This is a genomic window from Winogradskyella damuponensis (assembly GCF_039538385.1).
Taxonomy (GTDB): domain Bacteria; phylum Bacteroidota; class Bacteroidia; order Flavobacteriales; family Flavobacteriaceae; genus Winogradskyella; species Winogradskyella damuponensis.
The window spans coordinates 105,708-130,549 of sequence record NZ_BAABCB010000018.1 but is presented as its reverse complement, the minus strand read 5'-3'; the positions used below and the strand labels follow the sequence as shown (position 1 = coordinate 130,549).

Genomic DNA, 24,842 nt, shown 5'->3' with positions numbered 1-24,842 from the left:
AAACAACCTACACTTATGCTAATAATGTATTAGAACAAGGCACGACTAATCATACCTTATATAATTTTACTTTTAGGTTGAAGGAGTAAGCGTATCTCAATTAAACTAATCTAATAAGAGTTATTAGATTAGTTTATAATTAAAACCCTTTTAAATGAGGTATATTTTGAGGTTTATTTATTATTAATTGTTATTACATTTTCAGGATTACCATTTAGATATTCATAAAGATTAATTTCAGGGTCTTTTGTAGGCAAAATAATTCTACCAGCTGAAATAGCAATACTAGCAGGAACAGCTAGAATTAAATGAATTTCACAATCTTTTCCATGATTTTTCTGTACCAAATTTAATACTTCTCTAAATTTATAGCCAAAAGAAACTAAATCTGATTTTCTTGTAATGCATGAAGGATTTGGTTTATCAATAGAAAGATTATAAACACTAAAAGATTCATCTATTATGGATTCATATTTATCTTTTTCTATATAATCACTAATAGCTAAAGCTATTAGAACCTTTTTTGAACTTGATTTTTTAATCAAATCAATAGAGAAATTCAAATTTTCAGAAATTATTTCTTCATTCCAATTAAATCTTTCTTCGGGTATATTTTCTCTTCTAGCATGATAAACTTCACCACTTATTGTATCTCCCAATTTATAACCTAAATAAAATAGTAATGGCATTGGGCCAATTCCAAAAATTGATAATTTGTAAAGTGTACTATTAATATTTTTACTCTCTATTTTATTACATAAGTCATCAATTTCTACAGTTGCAGACTTCCAGTCATACAAAGGATTAAAAACTTTGTTATTAATAGTTAACCAATAATCATGATGATTATCCGGATAATTAGGTAAGATTGCATTATAAATACTTTCAGTATCTAAAGTTATAAAACGATCTTTTATTTTACAACTATATGTTATAACTGTTGTTTGATTTCTTGGGACACCTAATAAAAAACTAACTCTTTCTTCATGCTTTTTTTTCATTGAAATTAATACATCAGAGCTATATTTTGTCTTATTTAATTTGTCATCAACCAATTTGTGACATTCCCTACATAATAGCATAATGTTTGAAGGTTCAATCTGTAACTTTAAAGAATCCTCATTTCCTCTAGGACCATCACTCTTAGCTCCAATAATATGAGCTAGTTCAGCAAAATTACCATCTGCAAAAGTTAAACCATTATACCACAAAGGCTTATTGCAACCATCAAATTGACATCTTCCGGCTGAATCAGACCAAATCTTAACTTTGATATGTTCAGGTATGCTTTTTCTTTCACTCATATTAATCGATTTTTTTAATTTCTAATGTTCTTGCATTTCCTTCCCAAACTCCAATTGATTTTGTTCCAACTATTATAAAATATAAATGTTTGCTTGTAAAAACATCATTCTTCAAAATTTTTTTCCAACTATTTATATCAGTTTTTGATGGAGTTGGATTTTCTTCAGGATGTGTATGCCATTCTCCAATATAATTACAAGTCCCTTCAGATTCCACCCAGATTTCATCTATTATCTCTTGATGCCTTTTTTTTCCTCTTTTAAACCTTCTTCGAGTTCTAATGTCGCCTTTCATAGGCTCTGTATTTACATCAATAACTATGTTGTTCGAGTCCTTAATGAATCTACCTAAAATTACTCCTCCAGCTTCATCTTTTTCAATTGTATCTTGTGCATAACTCAACATGTTCTCAATTGGTTTTCCATCTATTTTAAGCTTTCTATCATTGGATATGGAGAATACCATGTCACCTATTTTATTTTGCATATAGAACATGTATTATCAATATAGTCATAACGTGTATCAAATAATTCATTTTCAGATAATTCGAATCTACTTGATGTATTAAAGCCAGCATTAACAAATTCTTGATTATCTCCTTTCCAAGACAAATAAGGATTGTTAGTTATATTACCATTAAAGAAATTCTTGATTATACCTAAAGTTAAAACAGCCGTTTTATGACTGTCTAGGGAGCTAAAGGGAACAAATGAACTGGTACATCCAGCAATTTTTTTAGAAAAATGTTGACCTGGTAAACAAAAAGAACCTTTATTGGCTAAATTTTCATCATAAAGACAATTATAACAACCACTTCTATTCTGAACTAATAAACAGTGTCCACCAATTCCATATGGCTCATTCCAGCAATAGATTATTGGTGTCTTAATTTTGTTTTTAATAAGATATTTATTTATGTAAAAGTTTGTATTTGGACTTCCTGTTGCACTTATTATCAAATCATAATCTTGCAAGTCGATAATGCTATTTGAAATTAAATTTTCTATAGAATTATTTAAAGGGGCAATTTTAGTAAAAGGGTAGTTTTCTTCAAGGAATTTAGACATAGCATTAGCCTTGTTTTTACTTAAAAAATTAAGTCCCAATTGGTGTCTATAAATATTATCTCTAGAAATAAAATCGTTATCAACTATTGTAATATTATCTATTCCAAATTTTATTAGTTCTGGAGCCAAAATACTTCCAACAGAGCCACAACCAATTAGTAAAATTTTCTTTTCGTTTAAGGTGGTATCTCCACCTCCTCTTGGTTGTATAATTTCTTTTTCAATTCTTATAACCTCAAGAGGGCTTATTACAAAACTCAAATCATCAAAAGTCAAAGGATGACTAACTTCTTTTAACCTTTTATAAACTACTCCAAAAATCGAAGAACCATTACCTTTTGGTTGAGAAATAACTATTAATTCTTCTTTTTTTACATTATCATATTTGTTAAGTAAATCATCTAATATTTTTCGATTTTCAACACTAATATTATTATATATTTTGTGTTTAAACTCTTTCGAATCCCAAAATTCAGAATAATTAGGAGGTAATAAAGGTTTTTCTAATGGAATATATATGCAGTCTCTATATAGAACATTTAAGTTCTTCGCTATATGAAATTTTCTAGTATTTTCTCTAATTGCATTATCATCAACGCCAATTACAATTTTTCCGCCAATTTTAGCTTTTCTTATTATTTGTACTTTATTAGTTGGTCTAAAAGAAGAAACTATTTTTGTTGAAAGCTTATTTTGGTTTCTTGACCAATAATCTTCAAATTCCTCAATAAAATCCTTATCATTTTTTTTATTTAACCCATTTTCTAGTGTATCTATTACTTTAAGTAATGTGCTTTCTAAAATTTCTTTTGGTAATTCAGGGTTAAGTATAATATTATCTTCCGTATAACATATATAGCCATCACTTTCCACATGTGGTATAAAGCCTAACGAATCGTAATTTTCAATAAAATAAATTGGTTTTTTATACGGATAATGCTTGTTGAACGCTATAATTAATGCTGTCATAGAGCCATTGATTTCAACATTTCCACTAAAGCCAAAATCAAGATTCCATTTTTTTGATGGAAATTCATTTGTTTTAAGTTCCTTCAAAAAACTAAAACCCTTTAGGTATTTGACGATATTTAATAATTCTATAGAATCCAACCTCTATGCTTGGTCTGGAGAACTAACAATTGCAGGTGCAGTTCGAACTTGAGCAGATTCTTTTTTAGTTATTTCAGGAAAATCCTTACCAAAAGTCTTTATTAAAATTTTGCTTGCCTTATTAGGATCAGTCTCGTTATCTGCCTCATTCAACTTATCTTTTAAATCAGTTAATTTTGTTTTGAAATTTTCTTTTTGAATATCCGTCATTTTTTCAAAAAGATTATTGTAAGGTTTAACAGGTAACTTTACTTCAATGTCATTTGCCCAAGTAAACTGGTTTAAAATATAACCAACAAAATTTTTAAGAGCCTCTATATCATTTGATTTATAAGTATTAGTAAACCCATTATAATCTAGTTTAGGTAAAAAACCATTTAAAGCTAATGCAGTAATACTTATTCCTGTAGGTCTTCCACCTTCAGTATACTTAAATTTGAAATCTTTCCATCTTTTTAAATAACGAATAGACCTTTTAAACTGATGCCTTTCGTCAGTTACAGAAAATTTTTCATTTACAAGTTTCTTAAGTTTTTTTGGTTCTGCATCTTCCCATACTTCATCATCACTTGCATATTTGGGTTTTTTAGATAAATATTTGTTATCATCATTATTGCCATTAGAATATACTGCTAAATCAACATGGTAAAGTGTTTCTCCAGATTGATGATATTGCACTCGCACACAAGGCTTTTTTATTGAGACTGCACGTGGATACTTATTTAAAGCATTATAAACCCATTGTTTTACTTCTTTAGCAGTATATTCTTCTTTTTCGATATTAAAAAGCAGCATAATATCTATATCATAATCTTCTCCAGATAAGGGCTCAATACCCGTACTCATTGAGTAACTACCTTGGTTTTCATGTGTAAAACTAATTCTAACACCTTCATTTTCAGCCTTCTTTCTTAGGTAAGCTCTTATTTCACCAATAATCATATCTCGTTTATTAACAAGTTCCTGATTATCCTCAAAATTTAATTTTATTTTTGAATGAAATTCAATAAATGCTTCTTGAATATTATTTGCCATAATTATATTTTTATTACATTCTCAATAACACCCTGAATTCTAAAATTATCCGTAAGTATTATTGGTTGATGTATTTTATTGGTTGATTTTGGTTTTAGAATAACCATTCCATTATTTTTATTATATTCTTTAACTGTAGCTTCATCATCAATCAAAGCAAGAACTCTCTCTCCATTTTCAGCATCTTGTTGTTGCCTTATTAATAGTAAATCTCCATTATTAATTCCAGCTTCATTCATTGAATCGCCTTCAGCTCTTAATAAGAAATATTTATATCCATTTTTTATCATTTCTATTGAAATGGATACTTCTGCTTCAATATTCTCATCTGCAAAAATTGGCATTCCACAAGCTACACTTCCTAATAATGGTATTTTTACAGTTTGTGCTCTTGAACCATAATCTTCTGGTATTTCAAAATCAGCCATTTGAAAGCTACCATCAGTTTTCTTTTTTAAAATCGCTTTTTCTTCAAGCATATTAAAAATAACTGACGCAGAACGAGGTGATTTATAATTAAGGCAATTCATTAGTTCACGAACGCTAGGTGTTCTACCTTGGTGTATAAGGAAATTCCTAATATGCTTTATGGCCTCAAGTTCTTTATCTGATAGATTTTTAAACATACACAAAGATACATTTAGTATACATCAATAATAATTTTTAAACACATAGTTACCAACTAGTTATTAACAAAAAAAAACTCTTTTGTAAATTTAGAATGATTTTTAGTAATGATTCCCTATTGGTTTATCAGGTTCTCGATACATCCCGACAAAACAATCGAGACACTCAAACTGACGTCATTGAAAACAAGTTGGAATATCTCAATAATCAGAGTAATTTTACATGTGTAGTCGAGAGGTTTATCATAACATCTTTCAGAAAAATGACGCTATTAGTCTGTAATGTTTGTCGGTCTTTAGAAAACGATTATCTTCACTATTCCCTATACGTTGTACCATGACCAACCCTATTACCTCCATAAACGTCGTTGATTTAGATGGTGTTCCTGTAGATTTGATGCAAGTCTATAAACACAAGATTCTGTTGCTAATTATTTATAATAATGATTGTTTAGGTTGCACAGGTCGCGCTATTCCCTTGGCTTATGAGCTTCAACAGGCCTTTCCTATCATACAAGTTGTAGGGATTCATGCGGATTTTCCGGGTAGAATAGGTACCAAAGCTAATATCAAAAGTATTTTTACTAGTGGTGACATTCCGTTTCCTATTTATATAGATAAGAATCATCACGTATTTGATCAATTTCAATCTGAAGGGACGCCACAATGGGTTTTACTTTCTGAGGATGGTGTGCTGTTTCGTTCTATTTTTGGTTCTCAAGGAAATGCTAAAAACCGTTTGTTTTATGCTTTAGAAAGTCTTGTGGAAAAATGATATTGAATTGGATTATGTAATACCCGACTTTAAGCTATTAGTCCTCTTTATTGAAACAATTTAATTTATCTAAACCTTTTGGTCTGATACTTGTAAAAGTTTTTTGCTGTAATATGTTTACTTTCCTATTAGGCTATCTGTTAGTGCTAATAAATTTTTAATTTTTTCGTTACTGTAAGCATCGGCATGTGCTGGTGAAAAATACCCTTTTGGATCGCCCTTATCATTGTCAAAATATTTACCTGAATCGTTTTTATAATCTTCAGATAAGGCTAAATCTACCAAAATATCCACGCCTTTTTCTGCTGGAGACCAATGTTGTCCATAGGCTTCATTAGCCATTTTGGTATTTAATAGAGATCCTGGATTTACAGCAATAACTGTAATGTTCGGTTCTTGTTTTGCTAAATGGAAAGTCCACATCGTTAACGCCAACTTACTTTGTGCATAGGTGCTGTTTTCCGAGTCTTGCTCCTTCCCTATTAAAACAGCTTCAGAAACTGGAGCTTGTGCCGCAGAACTTAAATTGATAATTCGTGATGCTTCGGATTGCTTTATGTTTGGAAGTATAGCATTGGTTAATACATAAGGTGCTAGATAATTTACCACCATCCTGATGTCTAATCCGTTGTTGTTAAGCGTTTCTTTTGTTTTGAAAATTCCTGCATTATTGATGAGGATATCTATTTTAGGAATGTCGTTTTTTATTTGTTTTGCTAAATTTGAAACGGCTTCTAAATCTGAAAAATCGGCCACCAAACCATAAATGTTTTGATTGTTTGTTGCTGTTTTTATTTCTGATACTACTGCAGCTACTTTTGCTTCACTTCTACCATGTGTATAAATGGTATGTCCTTGTGTGGCTAATTTTAGAGCGGTTAGTTTTCCTATGCCGTCTGTACTTCCTGTGATTAATATTGTTTTACTCATGATGTTGTATGTTCTTTTTTATTGGAATGAAATTCGGGTAACACCTGTTTAGCAATGCGTTCTAAAGTCGCATCCATATTCATGGCATTGTATCTTAAGTTTAATGCTAAATGGTTGACTCCATAGCTTCTTAATTTTTCGATATAATCAACTAAATAATTGGCCCCTAATCTGAATCCTAAATGGATAGGTTCTGGTTTAAAATTATCATTCTTGTGCAAATCGATATACATAGGTTGCATAAAGGGTTTATCGAAATCTTGCGAGGCAGCCACTAATGCTCTATACTGTCTGATTGTGTTCTTTTGAGTGTATAGATCTCTGGGGTAGTTCATCCAACCATCAGCATGTTCTGCATTCCATTCTAAGGATTGTCTGCTGCTTCCCGTCATTAATAACGGAATTTTGTGTGCTGTTGGTTTTGGTAGCATGTCTATGTGGCCTTGTAAGCTTCCGTAGTTTTTCGTTTCAAAAATGGGGAAATCATCTTGTGCTTTTCTTATATAGTTGAATGCCTCTCTGAATAATTCGCCTCTGTTTCCATATGCGATTCCCATAGCTGGATATTCGTCATAACGATCGCCTGAAGCTACACCTAGTAATAATCGTCCGCCAGATAATTGGTCTAAAGTCGTTGCTGCTTTTACAACGTTTAAAGGATGATGCAAGGGCAAGGCAATACTAGAAATACCTAAAGCAATTTCTGAAGTCTGCCCCGCAAGAAAGCCTAAATATGTAAAGGGATCGAAGGTTTGTCCGGCATCTCCAAAACTAGGTACATTAAACGGAATATCTCTAAGCCAAATTGATTTAAATCCTAGCGCTTCTACCTGTTTTACACGTTGTAAATGGTCTTGCATGGTTGGAATGGCACTATCTGCATATTTTTCGATAGGTACTACGATTCCAATGCTTAGTTCGTTTGGTTTAAAAACGCTATTGTAGGCTTTGTTTATGTTTTCGAATGGTTTCATTTTAAAATTTAATACATCGTATTTTCATTCGCTGCTGTTTTAGGAATCTGTTGGATAGCGTCCCAATGTTCAACTATTTTTCCGTTCTCATCAAATCTGAAAAAATCCATGGTGATATATTGGTCATCATCAGGCCAAATTTGATGTGTGTGTAGGGAGACTAAATCTCCTTGGGCAATGCTACGTACAAAGTTTATGGACTTATTAGGGAATTCTGATTGCATACGTTCAAAATAATCAATGAATCCTTGTGTCCCATTAGCAACTGCTGGGTTATGCTGAATATAGGTGTCACCAACATAAAGTGCTATGGCTTTTTTAGGATTCCCTTCGTAAGCCATTTTATAAAAGGCAATGGCATTTTGCTTGTTTTGTTCTAAATTCATAAGGTTTGCTTTTTTATTATTGAAGACCTCAGTTCCCTAAAGGTCATCGCTTATTTATCTAAAAGATACACCTTTTACTATTGGTTTAAATCTGAAAATGTAAAATGGTTTTGTAGAGCTGTCTTTACCGTTATTAAAGACAGCACCTTTGTTGACTTGCGCTGCAGATACATACATATACCCATCTATATGATTATAACTTACGCCGTCTGGCCACACCATATTCGGGTCTTTAACCATGGTTTTTACACTTTTATCTTTAGCTAAGACTACTGCGACGCTGTTGGTTTCTAAAGCGGTTAGGTAAATGTTTCCGTCTTTGTCAATACTCATGCCACCATTGTTTGGTTTTTCGGAATAGGTTTCAATTTTGCTATCTAATTCTGTTTCGGTCAAGGCTTCATTTACTAAATCTAAGGTTTTAATTCTGTAGATTTTAGTGCCGTTTAAGGGACCATAATAGATGTATTCGAAATTGGCATCGGCAGTAATGCCATCGTTTCCGACTAATAAATCGGTACCGTTAACCGCTAAATGTTTACCGTTAATTACTGTTGGTGTGTTTTCTGGTAAGGTGGTGCGTGTACCTTCTAATAGTCGACGTGTTTTACCTGTTTTCATGTCTACAATAATAAAGGCTGCCTTGGTGCCATCGCCTCCATTTCCGATACCTTCATCTGCGATTATAAAATAACCGTTTTTGGTATCGACCACCATATCGTTAGGTTGCGCATGTTTAGGCACTGATGATTCTGGTAAATAATAGATACGTTCTAGCTGATTGGTTGTAGTATTCCAACCTACTATTTTAGGGATTACATTATTGCGTTGTGCCATGTCTAACATCCAAACTACACCGTTTTCATCGTTTCTTATTCCTAACACATTACTTAGATAATTATCGTCTGTAGTTCGTGGTGTATTCCACGCTTTGTTAGGAAATGGTTTGCTTTCTTTGGTTTTAGCATCCATAATCATCACTCTATTTTCTGGTGAGAAAAAAGGATGATGACTGTACACTAAATCGCCAGTATCAGTAAAGGTAATATTACCAACGGCTTGCTCTGTAGTTGCAAAAACTTCGGTTTCGGTTACAGTGTTTTGTGCTTTTAATGATATCACTGATGTGATTACAATTAATAAAACGCTAATAGTTTTCATATTACTTGCTCTTTTTTAAATATTCTGGTAATTCTTTACTTAACCAATCTTCACGTACAGGCACGTGAACATCTAAGTCTACGGTGTCTTCTAAAGCCCAAAACTCATGCGGTACATTTTCTGGAAATACAATGACTTCGCCTGCTCCAACTTCTACAAACGTTTCTTTCCCATCAATAATGGTTTTGATTTTTACTTTTCCAGACATGATGTATGTAATCTGCTCGTTTGGATGTTGGTGCCATGGAATATGTGCGCCTTTTTCTAAATTAAAAATGGTCATTTGGCCTTTTTCGCCATGAAACCATTTACGTTGGATGCCTTTTCCTATCGTTTCGGATGCCATGTCGTCAAAATTGAAATGTTGCACTTTTGACGTGGCAATAGAATCTTTGGTGGTGACTTGCGCATTTGCAGTATTATCAACAAACATTGCTGTTACTGCTACTGCAGCTATGATTGATTTATATTTCATATTAAAATCCTTCTAATACTATTTTTCCTTTTGCTTTTCCTGTTTCTAGGAATGCATGTGCTTTACGTAGGTTTTCTGCATTAATAACTCCGAAATTTTCACCTAAGGTGGTTTTGATGGTTCCGTTATCAATTAATTCAGCCACTTTGTTTAAAATGTTGTGTTGCTCTATCATATCTTCAGTTTGAAACATAGATCGTGTGAACATAAATTCCCAATGTGTTGAAACCGATTTTAATTTAAACGGCATAATATTAAACGTTTTTGGATCGTCAATAAATCCGAATTTACCTTGAGGTTTAATTAGTTTAACGATCTCATCTGCGTGTTGCTCCGTTCCGTTTAAACTCACTACATAATCTGGCGCAGGAAGGTTGTGTTTCTCAAACTCTTCGCTTAATTTATGTCTGTGATTTATAACAGCATCTGCTCCTAAATCTTTTAACCATGCTGTGGTTTCTTCGCGAGAAGCCGTACCAATAATGTTCAGTTTTGTTAGCTTTTTAGCCAATTGCACTAAAATAGAACCTACACCTCCAGCAGCACCAATGACTAAAATGGATTTACTAGCATCATCGGTTGCGACTTGCAATCTATCAAACAACAGTTCGTACGCTGTAAGTGAAGTTAAGGGTAAGGCCGCAGCTTCAGCATAAGATAAACTTGAAGGTTTTTTGCCTACAATACGTTCATCTACTATTTGGTATTCAGCATAACTGCCTTGACGTGTAAAATCTCCAGCATACCACACTTCGTCACCAACTTTAAATAAAGAGACGTCCTCTCCTACTTCTTTTACTATTCCGGTTGCATCCCAACCAATAACTTTCCAATCGTCACCTTCTACCGGCATACCTGCGCGGACTTTGTAATCTGCAGGGTTTACAGAAATTGCTTTTATAGCTACTAATAGATCTCTACCTGTTGCTTTTGGTGTGTTTAATTCTATGTCTTGTAATGAGTTAACATCTTCTATTGGAAGATTCTCTTTATATCCTATGGCTTTCATGTTTTGTTTTTTTTAGATGGAATTGCTTACTTAAATGTTACGATATCTTCAAAGTTTCGTCTTGATTTTCCGAATTCTGGATCTGCTTTTCTGTATCCAAAAGCAGCCATAAATGACAAACCGTATTTATCTGTATCTACTCCAAATTTCTCTTTTAATAATGCTTCTGCTTTTTCTTGATGGAAACCTTCAATTGGACAAGAATCAATTCCTGTTAATGCTGCAGCGGTCATCATGTTTCCTAAAGCAATGTAGGTTTGTTTAGACGACCAATCGAATAATTTTTTGTCGGTATCTAAATCGAAATCACGCTCTTGAAACTCTCTGTAGAATTTAGAATACATTTCAATAACATCCTCTGGTAACTGTTTTACGTCCTTCATCATGTGCATAATATAGTCGGCATCATGCTTAACCATAGGTGCTTTCATACTTAAACCCAACACAAAATGACTTGCTGTATCTAATTTTAAAGGCGCTCCCCAAGCCACAGGTTTTAATAACTCACGTAATTCTTTGTCTTGAACTACAATAAAATGCCAAGGTTCAAAACCAAATGAACTTGGTGATAAATGTGCTGTTTCTAGGATGAATTTTATGTCTTCATCTGATACTTTTTTAGTCGCGTCAAATTCTTTAGTCGCATGTCTAAAATTAAAGGCGTTTAAGATGTCTTCTTTTGCAATGTTTGGTGTATTCATAATTATATATTATTATCTGATTTATTATTTTATAATTGATACTATCAAAAGTATAGTTACAAAAGTATATATAGTTTTAGTTTCTCACAATAACGGTCAAAAAGGATAGTATAAAAATTATTTTATAACCACTTGTAGTTCAGTACTATATATATTAAATAAATTACTATAAAAAGTATAGTTGTGTAATTTAATATAGTATTATATCTTTGCACTTACATAAACTATGAATACTGTAATTTTTTAATTGTATGATGTATCACTATAAAGGAAAAGACTACCCTTGTTGCGCAAGTTTAACCATGGGCATTATTGGGGGTAAATGGAAGACTGTTATTTTATACCATTTAATAGGTGGTACACTTCGGTATAATGAGTTACGAAAAGAAATGCCTACTGTTACAGAGCGCACCTTAAGTTTACAATTAAAGACTTTAGAGGAAGATGGCATTGTAAAACGAAAGGTATATACTTCTAAGCCGCCTTTAAAAGTAGAATATTCGTTAACCGATTTGGGAAAAACACTCATTCCGGTTATTCAATCTATTGCAGATTGGGGAGTGTCTGTTGTTGAAGAACAAGGAGGTCTTGTAGCGTAAGCGTTGGTTGTTATTTTTAACTATAACATTTTTACTATATACACAAATGGTATGCAATGAAGACGCTTTACAATAATGCTGATCTTAATCTTTTGTAACATCCACATTAGAAATGTCTTTTAACACCCAATTTAAAACTGCATCTATGCTATTTTTTTGATTCGTCCATTTTGAAGAAATGGCTATATCTGGTTGAACCCCATTGCTTTTTGTCTCTTGAAAACGAAAGAGACGCTTAGAATATGTTATTAATAATTTAGAATTTGGAAGGCTAAATTGTCCTAAATCTTGATATCCATTAGGGTTTGCACCTGTAGTTTCGCCTACAAGTTTGGCATTTAAGATTTGTTTAAATTGCATGGCATTTACCATTGCCGCAGAATATGTTTTTCTATTGATTAGTACATAAACATTAGCATTCCAATTAATAGAGTCGCAAGTGTTTAAATAGCTAGAAAGAATTAATCCTTTAAAAAAGTCACCACCATAATTATCTCGTAAATCTATGATGAGATGTTCTGATTTGTTTTCTTCGATGAATTGATAAATTTGTTTTGAGAAATTATTCATTTCATCTTCTGGAGGATATGCTTTAAAGTTAATATAAATAGTTTTGGAATCGTTTAATGAAGAAAACCAAAGGTTTTTATTCTTTGCATCTTGAGGCGGAGTAATATTGGGGTGTGTATATTTTAATTTTTCATAGCTAATACTAGCCAATGCATCTTTATTGTATGATTTTAATTTGATGGACTTATCTATACCTTGCGCATCTGTAAATGTAAATGCTGTTTGTTCTGAGTTTGTTATGATATTTAATGCTTTTAATATTTCAGAAACAAGCATATAACTACAAGTTCTATCCATTGCTGAATACTTATTTTCGGTAAATGGTGTTAGTTTTAAGACTTTTTTATAAATATCTTCAACAGGTATACCATTAATACTTTTTAGTTTTTTACCAAGAAACTGTTGGTGCGCTTTAGGAATACTAATCACTCTGATGTCTCCATCATAATTAAAAAGCTCTATTGGATATCTTGTAAGCTCCCTATTCCATAACGGCACTGAAGTATGTCCATCGCCTTTTCCTCCACCTACTTTTTGCGTAATTCGCATGAGTTCAACTATAATTTGAAAATCATTTAAGCTAGATAATTTATGCTTCAAGTTTTCAATTTCAGAATTCAATTCATTTTTTGAAATTGTATGATACAGGTTAATATGCTTTTCTTCTAATGTCTTTTGATAATACGTAATATCTTCTATCCATTCCTTTCTATTTTGAGCATTACAAAAACATCCAAAAACAAGGCTGTATATTATGGAAACAATTATGTGTTTCATTTTAGTTTATCATTTTCATTAACTTACATATAAGTACCTAAGCCGTATGATGTTCTTCGATTTCTTTTGTATAAGCTGCCAAACGTAACATATCATAAAACTTATTCAATTTACCTGTAAGTACAGCGATGGCACTGTGATCTATAAATAAGCTTCTAGAGATGTTTTGTTTCTTTTGAATACGTTCTTTAATTAAGGCCTTAGCCTTATTAATTCCTTGCGTTTCATAAGTATACAGAATTTTAACTGCATTTTCCTCAGCTGTTATGGTACGTGCTTTAGGTGTATAGCCTATTTGTTTTACCATAGCTTCAGCTAATGCCCAAACCGACCATGGGTTTTGACCTGTGATTAAATTATTATCATGACTTATTTTTTCTAAATAGGTAATACCTTCATTAAATTGGGCTCCTTGTTCTGTTAATTTGTCTTGCAACAAGAATGGGAAAATAGATTTTGCATCAGGAATTAGCAATAGCTCTTCTTTATTGGTAAATCCACTGACTTGTTTGTTTTTTAAAAAGGATTCTCCATTATCTAAGGTTATATTAACCAATGCCGCTGGTCCGTGGCAGACTGCTCCAATTACTTTATTAGATTTATGAAAGTCTTGTATTAAAGTCTGTATGTGTTTGTTATTTGGAAAATCGAACATGGCTCCTTTACCGCCCACAAAATAGACCGCTTCATATCTTTCGGATTTAACCTTTTGCAATGCAATTGTATGCTTAAGTTTACGACGAGGTATACTATCATTTAAAAAGGCATAATCAAATACTCCCATATCGTCATCATCTAGAACCATAGGAGGCTTTCCTCCCAAAGGGCTTGCCACATCGACATCAAAACCATTAGCTTTAAAGACGTAGTAGGCTCGCGCTAATTCGGTAAGCTCGAAGCCTGTCGCTTTTCCACTTAAACCCATAGTGTCCGTACTGGTAACTACTGCTAATATTTTTCCACGATACGATGGCATGGCGTCATTAATATAGGCGATGTCACTGGCATTACTATTGCTAATGTTGGTGCTTTCTTGAGGCAAAAGGCTTGCGATATAGAAGCCTAATGCGATTATAAATACGATGATGAAGCCTAGACCTGTTAAAAGCCATTTTAAAATTTTATACTTTTTAAACATGTGAAGTGTATTAATTTGTTTTATATGGTTTTAGGTTATTATCATAACGATGAAACTTCATCTTTAAAAAACGTATGCAAACGTTTGGTGCCAAATCTTGGTGCAATGTTATCTTCTGCCATTAAGGTTAAAAAAAACTCTATGGGGCCATACACCTTAGACGACGCAAAGGTGCGTAAGCTCGATATAGCAAATCGCCTTATCCAATCTGGTAAGTGCATTATTTTTATTGGTTTTTGCCAAGCATCTAAAGCCATCTCTCCTATTTCATTTAATGTTAAAATATCCGGGCCACCAACTACGATTTCTGTATTTTTTGCATTAATAGCTTGCAAGCACACAATTGCCAAATCCTCTCCATGAATGGGGTTAAACTTTTGCTCACCATTGCCAAAAAGATATATTTTACCTCGTTTTGCCATGTCTAAAAAGTCTTTCATATCAGAAAAAAAGCCATTTGGTCTAATAATGGTATAATCTAATCCTGAGTTTTTTACAGCATCGACAAACTTTTCTTTAGCTTCAAATATTTTAAGATGTCTATATTTATGTCCATTAATTGCTGAGATGTAAATAAACTTTTTCACCCCCGCTTTTTTCGCTTCGTTGAGTAAGTTAAGGTTGGCCTGATAATCGACATCCATATAAGTTAAATCTTCTTTTTGTCTTGTAATGCCAACCGTAGAAATGACAGTAGTGACCCCTTCACAAATGCCTTTTAAAGTTTCGGGTTGTGTCACTTCTGCTTTTATAATTTTGACCGTTTGTTGTTCTAATGCTTGTAGCTTTTGGACTGATCTTGCTATAAGTTTTGCATTATACTTACCTTCTACTAAAGCTTTAGCGATATAGCCACCTAAATAACCTGTTGCTCCAGCAAGTAAAACGGTTTGAGTATTTGTTATATTCATTATGCTTCTATTTTTAAATTATAATTTGAGGAAGTACTACCGTACGAATGGTGAGTTTTTGACAACATAAATCTCTTACTAAACAGACACTTAAAAAAGTGCATTTAGATGGTACTTTAGTGTAACATGCTTAATATGAAAATTAAGATCATACTAATTTTTATTTTCTATGATTTGGAGTACATCGTAAACTAATATTAATGCGCTTTTGGAAGCTTCTAATTGATTTAAAGTACCAGATATGTAGGTATCTAACTGTGGGCAATACCATAGAAAAGCCGCAGTGCTTCCTGAATGTCCAATCAGTTGTACGTCTGAGTTCGTATCCATTAAATCTTTAATTGAGATCTTTCTTATTCCAAATCCGTAGGTCATACCTTTTGTTTCGTGTGTCCAACTTTGCATAGCTAAACGGGTTGCTTTGGTTACAATTTGATTAGTATTAAAAGCTTTAAGAAATGTGATTAAGTCTTTAGTTGTTGAAACTAATCCGCCACCACCCCAATCAGCGCTTAAGCTTTTAAGCGATGATAACTTTATATCTCCTGCATAAAACTCAGTCATTGAAAATGTATTTTCTATAGGCGCAGATTTTAAGTTGATATAAGAGTTATTCATTTGTAACGGCTGAAAAATATGCTGTAGCAAGAACTGATGGAACGTTAAACCACTTATGTTTTCTATTATCAATGCTAAGAGCACATATTCTGTATCTGTATAATGATAGCCAGCACCAGGACTAAAATGTGGTGTCATTTTTTGTTTAGTAAACGCAATCATTTCCTCTGCAGACCATGATTTATGAGGGTTTAATAATAACTGATTAATAATATTAGGACTCCTATCTGTAGTGTGGTCGGTAAAATAATCTGGCAAACCTGTAGTATGTTGCAACAGGTGCGCAATGGTAAGGTCTTTTGAATAGTCGACACTATCTAAAACATGAATATTATTCAGTAAGGATTCAGGTAAATACTGAGCAATTTTGTCTTCAAACCTCAGTTTGTTATCATCCTTTAAAATTCCGATAGCTGTTGCTGTAAACATCTTGGTAACACTAGCGGTGTAAAATGTGCTGTTGTTATAAATACTATCTTCTTTACTTTTGGCTAGTTGTATATCAATTCCTCGAGATTGAGAATACACGTGCAGTATGCCACTTTTAACATGTTCTGTTTCTAATGCGGCAGTAAATAGCTTCTGTATACCCTCATCTGTAGTTTGTTGACTAAAACCGAGACATCCAATCACAAGTAGTATTGTTAAAATAATGCTTTTCATAATGTTAAACTACTTTATTTAAATTACTTATTGATTTAAAATTTAATGCCAATATAGAGGTTGGGTTCAAATAAAAAATGAGATTTCCATTTGTTATCTAGTTGTTTAAATTCATCAGGAGTATTGGTATCAATCATCCAATTTTGACAATGAAATTGAGGCTCAATAAAGAATTGTTTCTTTTTACCAAAAGCCAAATGATAACCAATATGATAAGAGGTATATAATTTAAAGCCATTGGCTACTTCTTTATTATCCAAATCTACATAGGTTTTGTATTGTGGCAACACTTCTACAGACGCAAATAGCCCTTTCCATAACATGCGTTGATACGACACCCCTATTCCGGTTTCTTTTAGGTAGCCAGGATAGAACTCACTTTCAGAATCTATTTTATCTAATAGTCCGTCCCACCATTGAATGCCCATAGGTTGAAATAAGCGCCAGGTGGCTAATTTTATCCCAATAATATTTTTAGCGTCTAATTGGCGTTTTACGTGTAATTCGATATGTTTTGTGTTTGTTCTTTCTCCACCTTTGCCAATATTACCTAGAATTATGGCGGGAAAACTGACTCTGTATTTGTGATTTGGTGTTTGATCTTTTAGTTGTTCTTGCTGACTTTGTGCAAAAACAGCATTTGTTAATAGTGTGAAGAGTATAACTATCGTTGATAACTGTTTCATGGGTAATTGTTTTAATTGTTGTTATTAATGTTTTTAATTGAATTCATTGGTTAATAGCTGTTGTATAATGGTACTGCGTTGTGTACCTGAATCATCTTGCTGGTTACTTAATAGTACGATTGTAGCATTGTATTTTGGTATAAAGCCAATCATGCTCCAATAACCATTTATGTCTCCGCCGTGCCAGTATAAGGTGGTATTACCTTCTTGTGTAGTGAACCAACCTAAACCAAAATCTACATAACCACTTGGGACGTCTTCAGCCAATATTTCGGCTTTTTCTTCATCGGTAAACCAATTGGTTTTAACAGCATTGGTCCAAGTTTCCATATCGTTTGGTGTACTACTGAAGTCACCAACCCCAAATGCAATCGCCATAGGATAGGTGCTATTACTGCTACCATTGTTATATCCTTCGGCATGTGTTTCAGTATTGATACTATTATTGCCTCTATGGGTCCCTGTCATTTCTAAAGGAGTTAATATGTTTTGCTGAATGTAGTCGTGGTAAGTCATTTGAGATAATTCTTCAATCAATAATGCTGCGATAAGAAAGTTGGAATTGCTATATTGTTTACTAGAACCGGGTGTGAAATTGAGACCGTTTTCTGAAATCATTTCGATAATAACCTCGTAAATGTCTTCTTCATCTAAGGTTTCTCCTTGTTCGTAAGCGTCTTCAACTACAAACTGATAATCTGGAATGCCAGACTGATGGGATAATAATTGGCTGATAGAAATTTGATCACCGTTTGGAAATGCGTCGTCAAATTCGTCTAAGGTTTGATTGAAACTTGTAATTAACCCATCGCGTTTTAACTGTACGATAGCCGCTGCAGTTATTGTTTTGCTTACTGAACCGATGCGGTAGGCTAAGTTATAACTTTGTGGCATTGCTGTGTTCTCATTTGCATAGCCATAACCTTGACGTACGAGGTTATTTCCGTCTTTAGTTATAATGGCATAACCTTGAAAGTCGATAGCGGTTAATAAATTTTCAGCTGTCGTATAACTTGTAGAAGGTGAATTGTCGTCATCATCTTTAGAGCATGCTGATATTAAGGTGATCATACATAATGTACAGAAGATCATAAGACGATGAACTGTAATTATTTTGACCTTTTTGGAGGTTTGATGAAATGATGTCATAATTGTTCGTTTTTTGATTGATTTAAAATATGTTGAAAGTGCAAAGTTGCCGCATAAGTTGCCTCTAATCGTTCGAAATTATAATTTAGAACGTTCGGAATTATGGTTTGAAGTTTTTTAATAAAGTTCTTATTGACTGATACTTTCCGCTGAATTTAAGATGCGCTATGTTCTACTAAGTAAGAACAGTAGTCTATAAGCTGTATTTATTGTAGAAGAAAAATGAGCTATAAAACAGTTAGTTGCTGTTTTGTTTTACCCATTGGCTAGGTGTTATACCTTCTATTTTTTTGAAGAAAGTATTAAATACACTTTTAGAATTAAAACCACTATCATAGGCTAATCCTAAAATAGTGATATGCTTAAATTTTGGATTTAAAGCCACTGTTTTAAAATGACTTAACCTAAATTGATTTATATAATCGTTGAAGTTCTTATTGAATTCGGCATTTAATAACCAAGACAATTTATTAGGATGCAAAGCTATATTTTTAGCGAGTTCTTTTAAGGAAAGGTTTGGATTTAAATAAGGTTCACTGTTTTTTATAAAATTTTCTAAAATTAACTTGTATTTAGCTATTTCGGCTGTATTTAAAGGTTTGGAATTTTCCTTGGGTATATTATAAGCAGTGTCTTTGTTTACAGCTACCAAGCCAGACGACAAAACTTGTTGTTCAATTAGCTGAAAACGTTTATACTCACGTAATGGATTTAAAAAAGGATCTAATTGGAAATTAACTAATTGTCCTATTTTTAAATTCATTTTGTCTTCAAATAGTTGTAAGGCCTGTTCTGTTTTTCCAGTATGTATAAGGAAATAGAAATGCCAAGGATAAATACTTTTAAAACTTTCTTCAATATTAATCGTGATGGATTCAATCGGAGTAGATAATGGTTTTTTATTAATGAGACAGAATAGTATTTCACACACCTCAGGGGCAATAAGTTGCGGCATTTTGGCAATGTAATCTCTAAAATTATAAGCGTCATTTAGAAGCATATAACAAGCTAACTTTGTCTCGATTGCTAAGGTAAAATTAGGATCAATTCTTAAACATTCCTCTAAATACACTATGGCTTTATTATACTCCTTATCTAAAAAGTAAATATTGCCTTTGGTAAAAAGATGATTAGGTGATAAAGGGCTTATTTCTATGGCTTTATTAATATTTAGCAATGCTTTGTCTAATTGATTTGTAGCCATGTAAACTTCTGCTATTCCTTCATAAGCAATAGCGTAACTTGGATTTATTAAAAGTGTTTTTTTTAAAAACTCTATCCCTTTTGTATAATTCCAATTCAGCCAAAAACTTAGTGATGATTGAGAAAAATAACTCAAATAAGATTTAGAGTTAATCTTTAAACCTTGATTTAAAAACTGTCTCGTATGATACTCTCCGGTCTTTCTTTCAATACATCCCCAACTCGATAAAATACTGTAAGACCTAGATAAGGCAAAATAGGCATCATAAAAATCTTTATCTATGGCGATACTTTGTTTGTAGTAATTAATGGCTTCAATGTAATCTTCTAAAGCCCAATTAAGTTGATATGCCCTACCCTTTAAATAGAGCTTGTAGGCATTAATGTTTTTGGTTCCAATGATAGAAATGTTATTAGAAATATCAAAGTGACCAAAATTTTCTCTTATCTGTTCTGCGATTATTAAACTTATTTCATCTTGAAGTTCAAAAATATCGTCTAATTTGCGATTAAAATTTTGAGACCATACCTGAAAGCCATCATTTGTTCTTATTAATTGAATATTAATACGGATCCTATCCTTAAATATTCTAATACTCCCTTCTAAAATTGTAGCCACACCTAATTGATTGCCTATATGGCGCACATCGACATTGTTATTCTTAAACGAAAATGAAGAGGTTCTTGCTATAACTTTAAGCCCCTTAACTTTAGTTAGTGCATTAATGATTTCTTCTGTAATTCCATCACAGAAATAATCGTTGTCAATATTATTACTCATATTGACAAAGGGTAATACAGCTATAGATTTTTGGTTAATCAAAGTATTGGTTTACATGCGCAAATGTATAAAAAGTTAATGAAGATTATCTCAGCATTTTTTTAGAGTCAGTGATTTAAACAATCATTTCTCTCTATATTTAATGGTTTATTAAATATGTAAAATCATAATTAGAGATTTGCTTAAATCTATTTTGTGAAATATGCTGAATCTTCAAGAATTTGAATAATCTCACTTATACTGAGGTCTTTGATGGAAGACGTTTTTAATAGATGAGTAAGAATTATAACTGCTTTAAATATACTATATAATTTTGGTTGTGTTCACTTGTATTTGAGGGATAATATGGTTCTTAAATTATGTTAAGGTTAACAGAATAAAACTTAAAAACAAGTACCTTTGTAACCATTGTCATTTGAAGTCCAAATCTTCAATTTATTTTTATAAAATCTTCAATTATGAAACAGATACTTATCGTATTTACAGCCTTATTATTAAGCACAACATCTTATGCACAATTTGAAATTTCGGTTAGTGGTGGTTACGCCATTGGAAGCGCTGGAATGAAAATAGGAGAAAAACAAACGACTGGTGGTACCGAAAATACCTATGGTAGTTATGGGGAAGGATTTAACACACAATTACGTGGTACATATTTTTTTAATGAGCGCTTTGGTGCAGATTTGAGTTTAGGGTATTTACATGGTTCTGATCAAACGGTCTCTGAGGTTCGTTTGCCAGGTTATGACGTAGATGCTATTGCAAGAGCTCGTGCTTATGGTGCTTCTGCTTCATTAGTTTATAGGTTTAACGATAATGTATATGGTCGTATTGGTGCGCTTGTTAAATTAGGAGGTAAAACTGAAGCTGTTGTACATCAGAAAGTTAATTTTTCGCAAGCAGAAGCAGATGCTTTTGGCGTCCCATTAGGATCGTATTCTGAAACCAATTATGTAGAAGACTTTCACGGTCAGTTTCCTTTAGGCTTTGTTGCTGCTATAGGTTATAGACATGACTTAAGCACATCGTTTAGTGTTTTTGTAGAAGCTGAGTATTACGGTATCAGTTTAAAACGAAAAGATTCTGAAATCACGGAGTTTAATACCAATGTTGTTTTACCTGACGGAACGGTTGCTGTAAAGGGGCTTTATTCTTTAGATAATTTACCTGCAGGTATAAATAAAACCACAACTTATGTAGATGAGTTACCTAGTGGAAATACCGATTCGTCAAAGAAATTAGCCGTAAAAGTACCGTATTCTTCCTTTGGTGTTAACTTTGGTATAATTTATAAGTTTAAGCGATCGAATTCAGAATCTAAATAGATATTTAGGCAGGCATTATGCTTTGCTTTTAGTTTAACTCATTCATAATTTCTGCGAATAATTCGTAAGATCGAATTCTGGCATTGATATCATACAAATGCGTTACTGCAATGAGTTCGTCTGCGTTTGATTGAGCTAAAAATTCTTTAACCTGTGCTTTAACTGTGGCTTTGCTACCAATAAAACTGTACTTCAGCATTTGATGGACTTGCGGGTTACGCATGATATCCTTTAAATCTTCGGTCATTTCTGTTGGTGGCTGCACGTTAGCCCGTCTTCCTGTAAATATGCCTACAATCATTCGGATTAATGAGGTCGCTAAGCGTTCTGCTTCTTCGTCTGTATCAGCAATAATGATGTTAACGCCTGCCATAAAATATGGTTCTTGTAAGGCTTCAGACGGTTTAAATTCTTTACGATATATAGCTATAGCATCCCATAGATGTGTGGTTGCAAAATGACTCGCAAAGGCATAAGGCAGTCCTTTTTTAGCTGCTAAATGCGCACTATCTGTGCTAGATCCCAAGATATACAATGGTACGTTGACGCCTTCGGCAACAGTAGCTCTTACTTGAGATTCGTCATTTTCGGATGAAAAATAGGTTTGTATTTTGTCTACTTCAGTTGGAAATGAGTGTGCGGCTTGCATAAAATCGGTACGAATAGCTTCAGCCGTTTCTCTGTCTGTGCCAGGAGCTCTGCCTAATCCTAAATCTATTCTATTGGGATAGATGGTTCCTAAAGTCCCGAACTGCTCGGCAATAATTAAAGGTGAATGATTAGGTAACATAATACCGCCAGAACCTACTCTTAAGGTTTTAGTGCCTTGCGCTACATAACCAATTAATATAGAAGTTGCACTACTCGCAATATTAGCTGCGTTATGGTGTTCTGCCAACCAATAGCGTGAATAACCATAAGTCTCTGCATGTTGCGCTAGTTTTAATACGTTAGTATAGGTGTCTTGTAATGTATGGTCTTCTGATACTAAAGCCAGATCTAATATAGAATATGATGTATGTTTAGTGCTCATAACGTTATCAATTGTATAATTGGGGTCTAAGTAAGTGTGTTAAGACTGCTTTAGTCGCTTTTTTTACTTACGAGTTACAAAGGTAAATACATTTCCATTTCTATTGTTTTTTATGTCTTTATTTTATGATTATATAAGCTGTTTTTTTTGAGTGCTATTTATAAAATTCAAAAAGGAGCGTCGTTTTTAAAAACAACTCTCCTTTTCTACTCATCAACCAATCAATCTAACTCTTGTTATTCCATATCTATAATACCAACGACTTCATAAGCTCTAGTACCATCTACTTGTACTTTTTCATATAATACATTAGCGTATTCGTAATAGGTTTGTCCGTCTATGGTTACTTTTTCATAATCTTCTGGAAGCTCGTAAACAACAGTTCCTATTTCTGGATCTACGACTTCATACGCATTATTAATTTGAATATAAAAGATGCCTTGTGAGATGTAATAATTATGTGTGTTAAAACGTACGCGTTTGTGGTTTGCTGGTAAAGTCTTTATTCTAAATCCTACTTTTGGAGCAATAACAATGTAACGTCCTCTAGATTGGGTATAAAACTTATTATTTGCATAATAGTAATTTTGCCCCTTATGTTTTACAATGGTTTTGTTTGGTATAGATCTTACAGAAACGACTTTACGTGTTGGTTTTTTGTATATAACCTTAGTACTTGAGACTCTTCTGTTATTAGCCTTATTAACGACTGTGGTCGTTCTTTTTGTTGTAGTAACTACCGTTTTTTGTTTTGCATTACTACGCTTTGTTTGTGCTGAAACCTGTGTTGCTGTCCCTATTAATACCAGTGCTGGTAATACGATTGTTTTTATAAGTGTTTTCATAATCTTAATATTTAATAATTCAACGTTTTCAATCTGTACCTAAGACTTTATTTCTGTTTGATGGTTTAAAGGTATTTGTAATATTCATGTTAAAAAAAGCCAATAGACGTATGCAGAGATTGTGTCTACCAATGCAATAATTATATAGATTAGATTTGTGAATAATGGCTAATAGCGGCTTTGTGGTAGCACCATAAAAAAAGACCTATCGTTTTAAATAGGTCTTTTTATATCTGTATAGACATTTATATATGGCTGTTTTTATAAGGAGTTGTTATTGATAAACTCCAAGAATTTAGATTTGTATTGTTCAGATACTGTAATTCGTTGTTGGTTGATAATAATTTGACTGCGTTCAATGACATCTATATTATGTAAGGATACAATAAACGAACGGTGTACACGCATGAATTGTGTTTCGGGTAGTTCTTCTTCTAGAGATTTTAAGCTCATGAGGGTTAAAATAGGCTTTGGGTTGTCTTTTAACCATATTTTGATGTAATCTTTTAAGCCTTCAAAATATAAGACGTCTGCTAATTTAACGCGTAGTTGTTTGTATTCTGATTTTACAAAGAGGAATTCTTTTTCTTTAGAAAGGATACTTTCTCGTTTCCCTTTTACTAGCTCAAACCAGGTATTGGCTTTGTTGGCCGCGGCTAAAAATTCAGCATAATCAAACGGCTTTAATAAATAATCTATAGCTTCTACCTTAAAACCTTCTAAGGCATAATGATCGAAGGCTGTGGTAAAAATAACACGAGTGTCTTTTGGAAGCATTTTGGAAAACTCAATACCGGTAAGATCTGGCATTTGTATATCTAGAAAAAGTAAGTCCACCGGATTGTTTTTAAGAACTTCCATGGCTTCAATAGCACTACTAAACTTATGCTTTAGATCTAGGAACGGCGTTTTCTCTACGTAACTTTCTACTAAATTGAGTGCCATTGGCTCATCGTCTACAATACTACAGGTGATTTTAAAGTTACTCAT

Annotated in this window: 25 protein-coding genes; 3 read left to right on the top strand and 22 right to left on the bottom strand. The window is 32.9% G+C overall.

Features of this window, described 5'->3' with window-relative positions:
• Window positions 1-173 precede the first annotated feature (173 nt).
• Genes ABD730_RS09225 through lexA form a run of 5 tightly spaced genes read right to left on the bottom strand, consistent with a single transcriptional unit; the run spans window position 174 to window position 5,143 of the window.
• A complete protein-coding gene (locus ABD730_RS09225; RefSeq protein ID WP_344714119.1) occupies window positions 174-1,304 on the bottom strand; it encodes an SAVED domain-containing protein in 1,131 nt (376 codons plus the stop codon).
• Window position 1,305: 1 nt separating this feature from the next.
• Window positions 1,306-1,791, bottom strand: a complete 486-nt coding sequence (locus tag ABD730_RS09220; RefSeq protein ID WP_344714117.1) for a Mov34/MPN/PAD-1 family protein — start codon at window positions 1,789-1,791, stop codon at window positions 1,306-1,308.
• Window positions 1,776-3,482, bottom strand: a complete 1,707-nt coding sequence (locus ABD730_RS09215) for a ThiF family adenylyltransferase (protein WP_344714115.1) — start codon at window positions 3,480-3,482, stop codon at window positions 1,776-1,778. Before ABD730_RS09215 ends, ABD730_RS09220 begins: the two co-directional genes overlap by 16 nt.
• A gap of 3 nt (window positions 3,483-3,485) precedes the next feature.
• A complete protein-coding gene (locus ABD730_RS09210) occupies window positions 3,486-4,517 on the bottom strand; it encodes a nucleotidyltransferase domain-containing protein (protein ID WP_344714113.1) in 1,032 nt (343 codons plus the stop codon).
• Window positions 4,518-4,519: 2 nt separating this feature from the next.
• A complete protein-coding gene (gene lexA, locus ABD730_RS09205) occupies window positions 4,520-5,143 on the bottom strand; it encodes a transcriptional repressor LexA (RefSeq protein ID WP_344714111.1) in 624 nt (207 codons plus the stop codon).
• Between the two features lie 337 nt (window positions 5,144-5,480).
• Between lexA and ABD730_RS09200 the strand changes: the two genes are divergently transcribed.
• Complete coding sequence (locus tag ABD730_RS09200; RefSeq protein WP_344714109.1) at window positions 5,481-5,918, top strand: TlpA family protein disulfide reductase; 438 nt, start codon at window positions 5,481-5,483, stop codon at window positions 5,916-5,918.
• A gap of 117 nt (window positions 5,919-6,035) precedes the next feature.
• Here ABD730_RS09200 and ABD730_RS09195 read toward each other — a convergent pair whose 3' ends face one another.
• The 7 genes from ABD730_RS09195 to ABD730_RS09165 are packed head-to-tail and all read right to left on the bottom strand — an operon-like array spanning window position 6,036 to window position 11,554.
• Complete coding sequence (locus tag ABD730_RS09195) at window positions 6,036-6,848, bottom strand: SDR family NAD(P)-dependent oxidoreductase (protein WP_344714107.1); 813 nt, start codon at window positions 6,846-6,848, stop codon at window positions 6,036-6,038.
• Complete coding sequence (locus tag ABD730_RS09190) at window positions 6,845-7,822, bottom strand: LLM class oxidoreductase (RefSeq protein ID WP_344714105.1); 978 nt, start codon at window positions 7,820-7,822, stop codon at window positions 6,845-6,847. Before ABD730_RS09190 ends, ABD730_RS09195 begins: the two co-directional genes overlap by 4 nt.
• Before the next feature lie 8 nt (window positions 7,823-7,830).
• Window positions 7,831-8,208: a nuclear transport factor 2 family protein gene (locus tag ABD730_RS09185; RefSeq protein ID WP_344714103.1), complete on the bottom strand. Its 378-nt coding sequence runs from the start codon at window positions 8,206-8,208 to the stop codon at window positions 7,831-7,833.
• Between the two features lie 54 nt (window positions 8,209-8,262).
• On the bottom strand, window positions 8,263-9,369 hold the full coding sequence (locus tag ABD730_RS09180) for an L-dopachrome tautomerase-related protein (RefSeq protein WP_344714101.1): 1,107 nt from the start codon (window positions 9,367-9,369) through the stop codon (window positions 8,263-8,265).
• A 1-nt stretch (window position 9,370) separates the two neighbouring features.
• A complete protein-coding gene (locus tag ABD730_RS09175) occupies window positions 9,371-9,844 on the bottom strand; it encodes a cupin domain-containing protein (protein WP_344714099.1) in 474 nt (157 codons plus the stop codon).
• Between the two features lies 1 nt (window position 9,845).
• Window positions 9,846-10,853, bottom strand: coding sequence for a zinc-binding alcohol dehydrogenase family protein (locus ABD730_RS09170; protein ID WP_344714097.1), 1,008 nt, complete (start codon window positions 10,851-10,853; stop codon window positions 9,846-9,848).
• Window positions 10,854-10,879: 26 nt separating this feature from the next.
• On the bottom strand, window positions 10,880-11,554 hold the full coding sequence (locus tag ABD730_RS09165; protein ID WP_344714095.1) for an NAD(P)H-dependent oxidoreductase: 675 nt from the start codon (window positions 11,552-11,554) through the stop codon (window positions 10,880-10,882).
• Between the two features lie 254 nt (window positions 11,555-11,808).
• Between ABD730_RS09165 and ABD730_RS09160 the strand changes: the two genes are divergently transcribed.
• Window positions 11,809-12,153 (top strand): winged helix-turn-helix transcriptional regulator, encoded by a 345-nt coding sequence (locus tag ABD730_RS09160; RefSeq protein ID WP_334469401.1) that lies wholly within the window; start codon window positions 11,809-11,811, stop codon window positions 12,151-12,153.
• 84 nt (window positions 12,154-12,237) lie between these two features.
• Here ABD730_RS09160 and ABD730_RS09155 read toward each other — a convergent pair whose 3' ends face one another.
• The 7 genes from ABD730_RS09155 to ABD730_RS09125 all read right to left on the bottom strand — a co-directional run bounded on the left by ABD730_RS09155 (window position 12,238) and on the right by ABD730_RS09125 (window position 20,649).
• A complete protein-coding gene (locus ABD730_RS09155) occupies window positions 12,238-13,500 on the bottom strand; it encodes a S41 family peptidase (protein ID WP_334469095.1) in 1,263 nt (420 codons plus the stop codon).
• A 37-nt stretch (window positions 13,501-13,537) separates the two neighbouring features.
• Window positions 13,538-14,638, bottom strand: coding sequence for a type 1 glutamine amidotransferase domain-containing protein (locus ABD730_RS09150; RefSeq protein WP_344714092.1), 1,101 nt, complete (start codon window positions 14,636-14,638; stop codon window positions 13,538-13,540).
• A gap of 41 nt (window positions 14,639-14,679) precedes the next feature.
• Complete coding sequence (locus ABD730_RS09145) at window positions 14,680-15,549, bottom strand: SDR family oxidoreductase (RefSeq protein ID WP_344714090.1); 870 nt, start codon at window positions 15,547-15,549, stop codon at window positions 14,680-14,682.
• Between the two features lie 153 nt (window positions 15,550-15,702).
• Entirely contained in the window at window positions 15,703-16,830 is a 1,128-nt protein-coding gene (locus ABD730_RS09140) for a serine hydrolase domain-containing protein (protein ID WP_344714087.1), read from the bottom strand.
• Between the two features lie 35 nt (window positions 16,831-16,865).
• Window positions 16,866-17,516, bottom strand: coding sequence for a hypothetical protein (locus tag ABD730_RS09135; protein ID WP_344714085.1), 651 nt, complete (start codon window positions 17,514-17,516; stop codon window positions 16,866-16,868).
• A gap of 33 nt (window positions 17,517-17,549) precedes the next feature.
• Window positions 17,550-18,665 carry a serine hydrolase domain-containing protein gene (locus ABD730_RS09130; protein ID WP_334469084.1) on the bottom strand — a complete coding sequence of 372 codons (1,116 nt, stop codon included), beginning with the start codon at window positions 18,663-18,665 and terminating at the stop codon, window positions 17,550-17,552.
• Window positions 18,666-18,903: 238 nt separating this feature from the next.
• Window positions 18,904-20,649: a tetratricopeptide repeat protein gene (locus ABD730_RS09125; RefSeq protein WP_344714084.1), complete on the bottom strand. Its 1,746-nt coding sequence runs from the start codon at window positions 20,647-20,649 to the stop codon at window positions 18,904-18,906.
• Window positions 20,650-21,107: 458 nt separating this feature from the next.
• On the opposite strand from ABD730_RS09125, the gene ABD730_RS09120 reads away from it, so the two are divergent.
• Window positions 21,108-21,974 (top strand): outer membrane beta-barrel protein, encoded by an 867-nt coding sequence (locus tag ABD730_RS09120; RefSeq protein WP_334469080.1) that lies wholly within the window; start codon window positions 21,108-21,110, stop codon window positions 21,972-21,974.
• A gap of 28 nt (window positions 21,975-22,002) precedes the next feature.
• Here ABD730_RS09120 and ABD730_RS09115 read toward each other — a convergent pair whose 3' ends face one another.
• The 3 genes from ABD730_RS09115 to ABD730_RS09105 all read right to left on the bottom strand — a co-directional run bounded on the left by ABD730_RS09115 (window position 22,003) and on the right by ABD730_RS09105 (window position 24,842).
• Window positions 22,003-23,007, bottom strand: a complete 1,005-nt coding sequence (locus ABD730_RS09115; protein ID WP_334469078.1) for an LLM class flavin-dependent oxidoreductase — start codon at window positions 23,005-23,007, stop codon at window positions 22,003-22,005.
• 236 nt (window positions 23,008-23,243) lie between these two features.
• Window positions 23,244-23,852, bottom strand: a complete 609-nt coding sequence (locus ABD730_RS09110) for a DUF6515 family protein (protein WP_344714081.1) — start codon at window positions 23,850-23,852, stop codon at window positions 23,244-23,246.
• Between the two features lie 261 nt (window positions 23,853-24,113).
• Entirely contained in the window at window positions 24,114-24,842 is a 729-nt protein-coding gene (locus tag ABD730_RS09105) for a LytR/AlgR family response regulator transcription factor (protein WP_344714079.1), read from the bottom strand.

Coding starts and splice junctions, on each gene's coding strand:
- ABD730_RS09155 (WP_334469095.1), bottom strand. CDS start 13,500: ATGAAACACATAATTGTTTCCATAATATACAGCCTTGTTTTTGGATGT.
- ABD730_RS09150 (WP_344714092.1), bottom strand. CDS start 14,638: ATGTTTAAAAAGTATAAAATTTTAAAATGGCTTTTAACAGGTCTAGGC.
- ABD730_RS09130 (WP_334469084.1), bottom strand. CDS start 18,665: ATGACATCATTTCATCAAACCTCCAAAAAGGTCAAAATAATTACAGTT.
- ABD730_RS09175 (WP_344714099.1), bottom strand. CDS start 9,844: ATGAAATATAAATCAATCATAGCTGCAGTAGCAGTAACAGCAATGTTT.
- ABD730_RS09120 (WP_334469080.1), top strand. CDS start 21,108: ATGAAACAGATACTTATCGTATTTACAGCCTTATTATTAAGCACAACA.
- ABD730_RS09185 (WP_344714103.1), bottom strand. CDS start 8,208: ATGAATTTAGAACAAAACAAGCAAAATGCCATTGCCTTTTATAAAATG.
- lexA (WP_344714111.1), bottom strand. CDS start 5,143: ATGTTTAAAAATCTATCAGATAAAGAACTTGAGGCCATAAAGCATATT.
- ABD730_RS09115 (WP_334469078.1), bottom strand. CDS start 23,007: ATGAGCACTAAACATACATCATATTCTATATTAGATCTGGCTTTAGTA.
- ABD730_RS09180 (WP_344714101.1), bottom strand. CDS start 9,369: ATGAAAACTATTAGCGTTTTATTAATTGTAATCACATCAGTGATATCA.
- ABD730_RS09165 (WP_344714095.1), bottom strand. CDS start 11,554: ATGAATACACCAAACATTGCAAAAGAAGACATCTTAAACGCCTTTAAT.
- ABD730_RS09210 (WP_344714113.1), bottom strand. CDS start 4,517: ATGGCAAATAATATTCAAGAAGCATTTATTGAATTTCATTCAAAAATA.
- ABD730_RS09145 (WP_344714090.1), bottom strand. CDS start 15,549: ATGAATATAACAAATACTCAAACCGTTTTACTTGCTGGAGCAACAGGT.
- ABD730_RS09160 (WP_334469401.1), top strand. CDS start 11,809: ATGTATCACTATAAAGGAAAAGACTACCCTTGTTGCGCAAGTTTAACC.
- ABD730_RS09195 (WP_344714107.1), bottom strand. CDS start 6,848: ATGAGTAAAACAATATTAATCACAGGAAGTACAGACGGCATAGGAAAA.
- ABD730_RS09200 (WP_344714109.1), top strand. CDS start 5,481: ATGACCAACCCTATTACCTCCATAAACGTCGTTGATTTAGATGGTGTT.
- ABD730_RS09220 (WP_344714117.1), bottom strand. CDS start 1,791: ATGCAAAATAAAATAGGTGACATGGTATTCTCCATATCCAATGATAGA.
- ABD730_RS09140 (WP_344714087.1), bottom strand. CDS start 16,830: ATGAAAAGCATTATTTTAACAATACTACTTGTGATTGGATGTCTCGGT.
- ABD730_RS09225 (WP_344714119.1), bottom strand. CDS start 1,304: ATGAGTGAAAGAAAAAGCATACCTGAACATATCAAAGTTAAGATTTGG.
- ABD730_RS09110 (WP_344714081.1), bottom strand. CDS start 23,852: ATGAAAACACTTATAAAAACAATCGTATTACCAGCACTGGTATTAATA.
- ABD730_RS09190 (WP_344714105.1), bottom strand. CDS start 7,822: ATGAAACCATTCGAAAACATAAACAAAGCCTACAATAGCGTTTTTAAA.
- ABD730_RS09105 (WP_344714079.1), bottom strand. CDS start 24,842: ATGAGTAACTTTAAAATCACCTGTAGTATTGTAGACGATGAGCCAATG.
- ABD730_RS09125 (WP_344714084.1), bottom strand. CDS start 20,649: ATGAGTAATAATATTGACAACGATTATTTCTGTGATGGAATTACAGAA.
- ABD730_RS09170 (WP_344714097.1), bottom strand. CDS start 10,853: ATGAAAGCCATAGGATATAAAGAGAATCTTCCAATAGAAGATGTTAAC.
- ABD730_RS09135 (WP_344714085.1), bottom strand. CDS start 17,516: ATGAAACAGTTATCAACGATAGTTATACTCTTCACACTATTAACAAAT.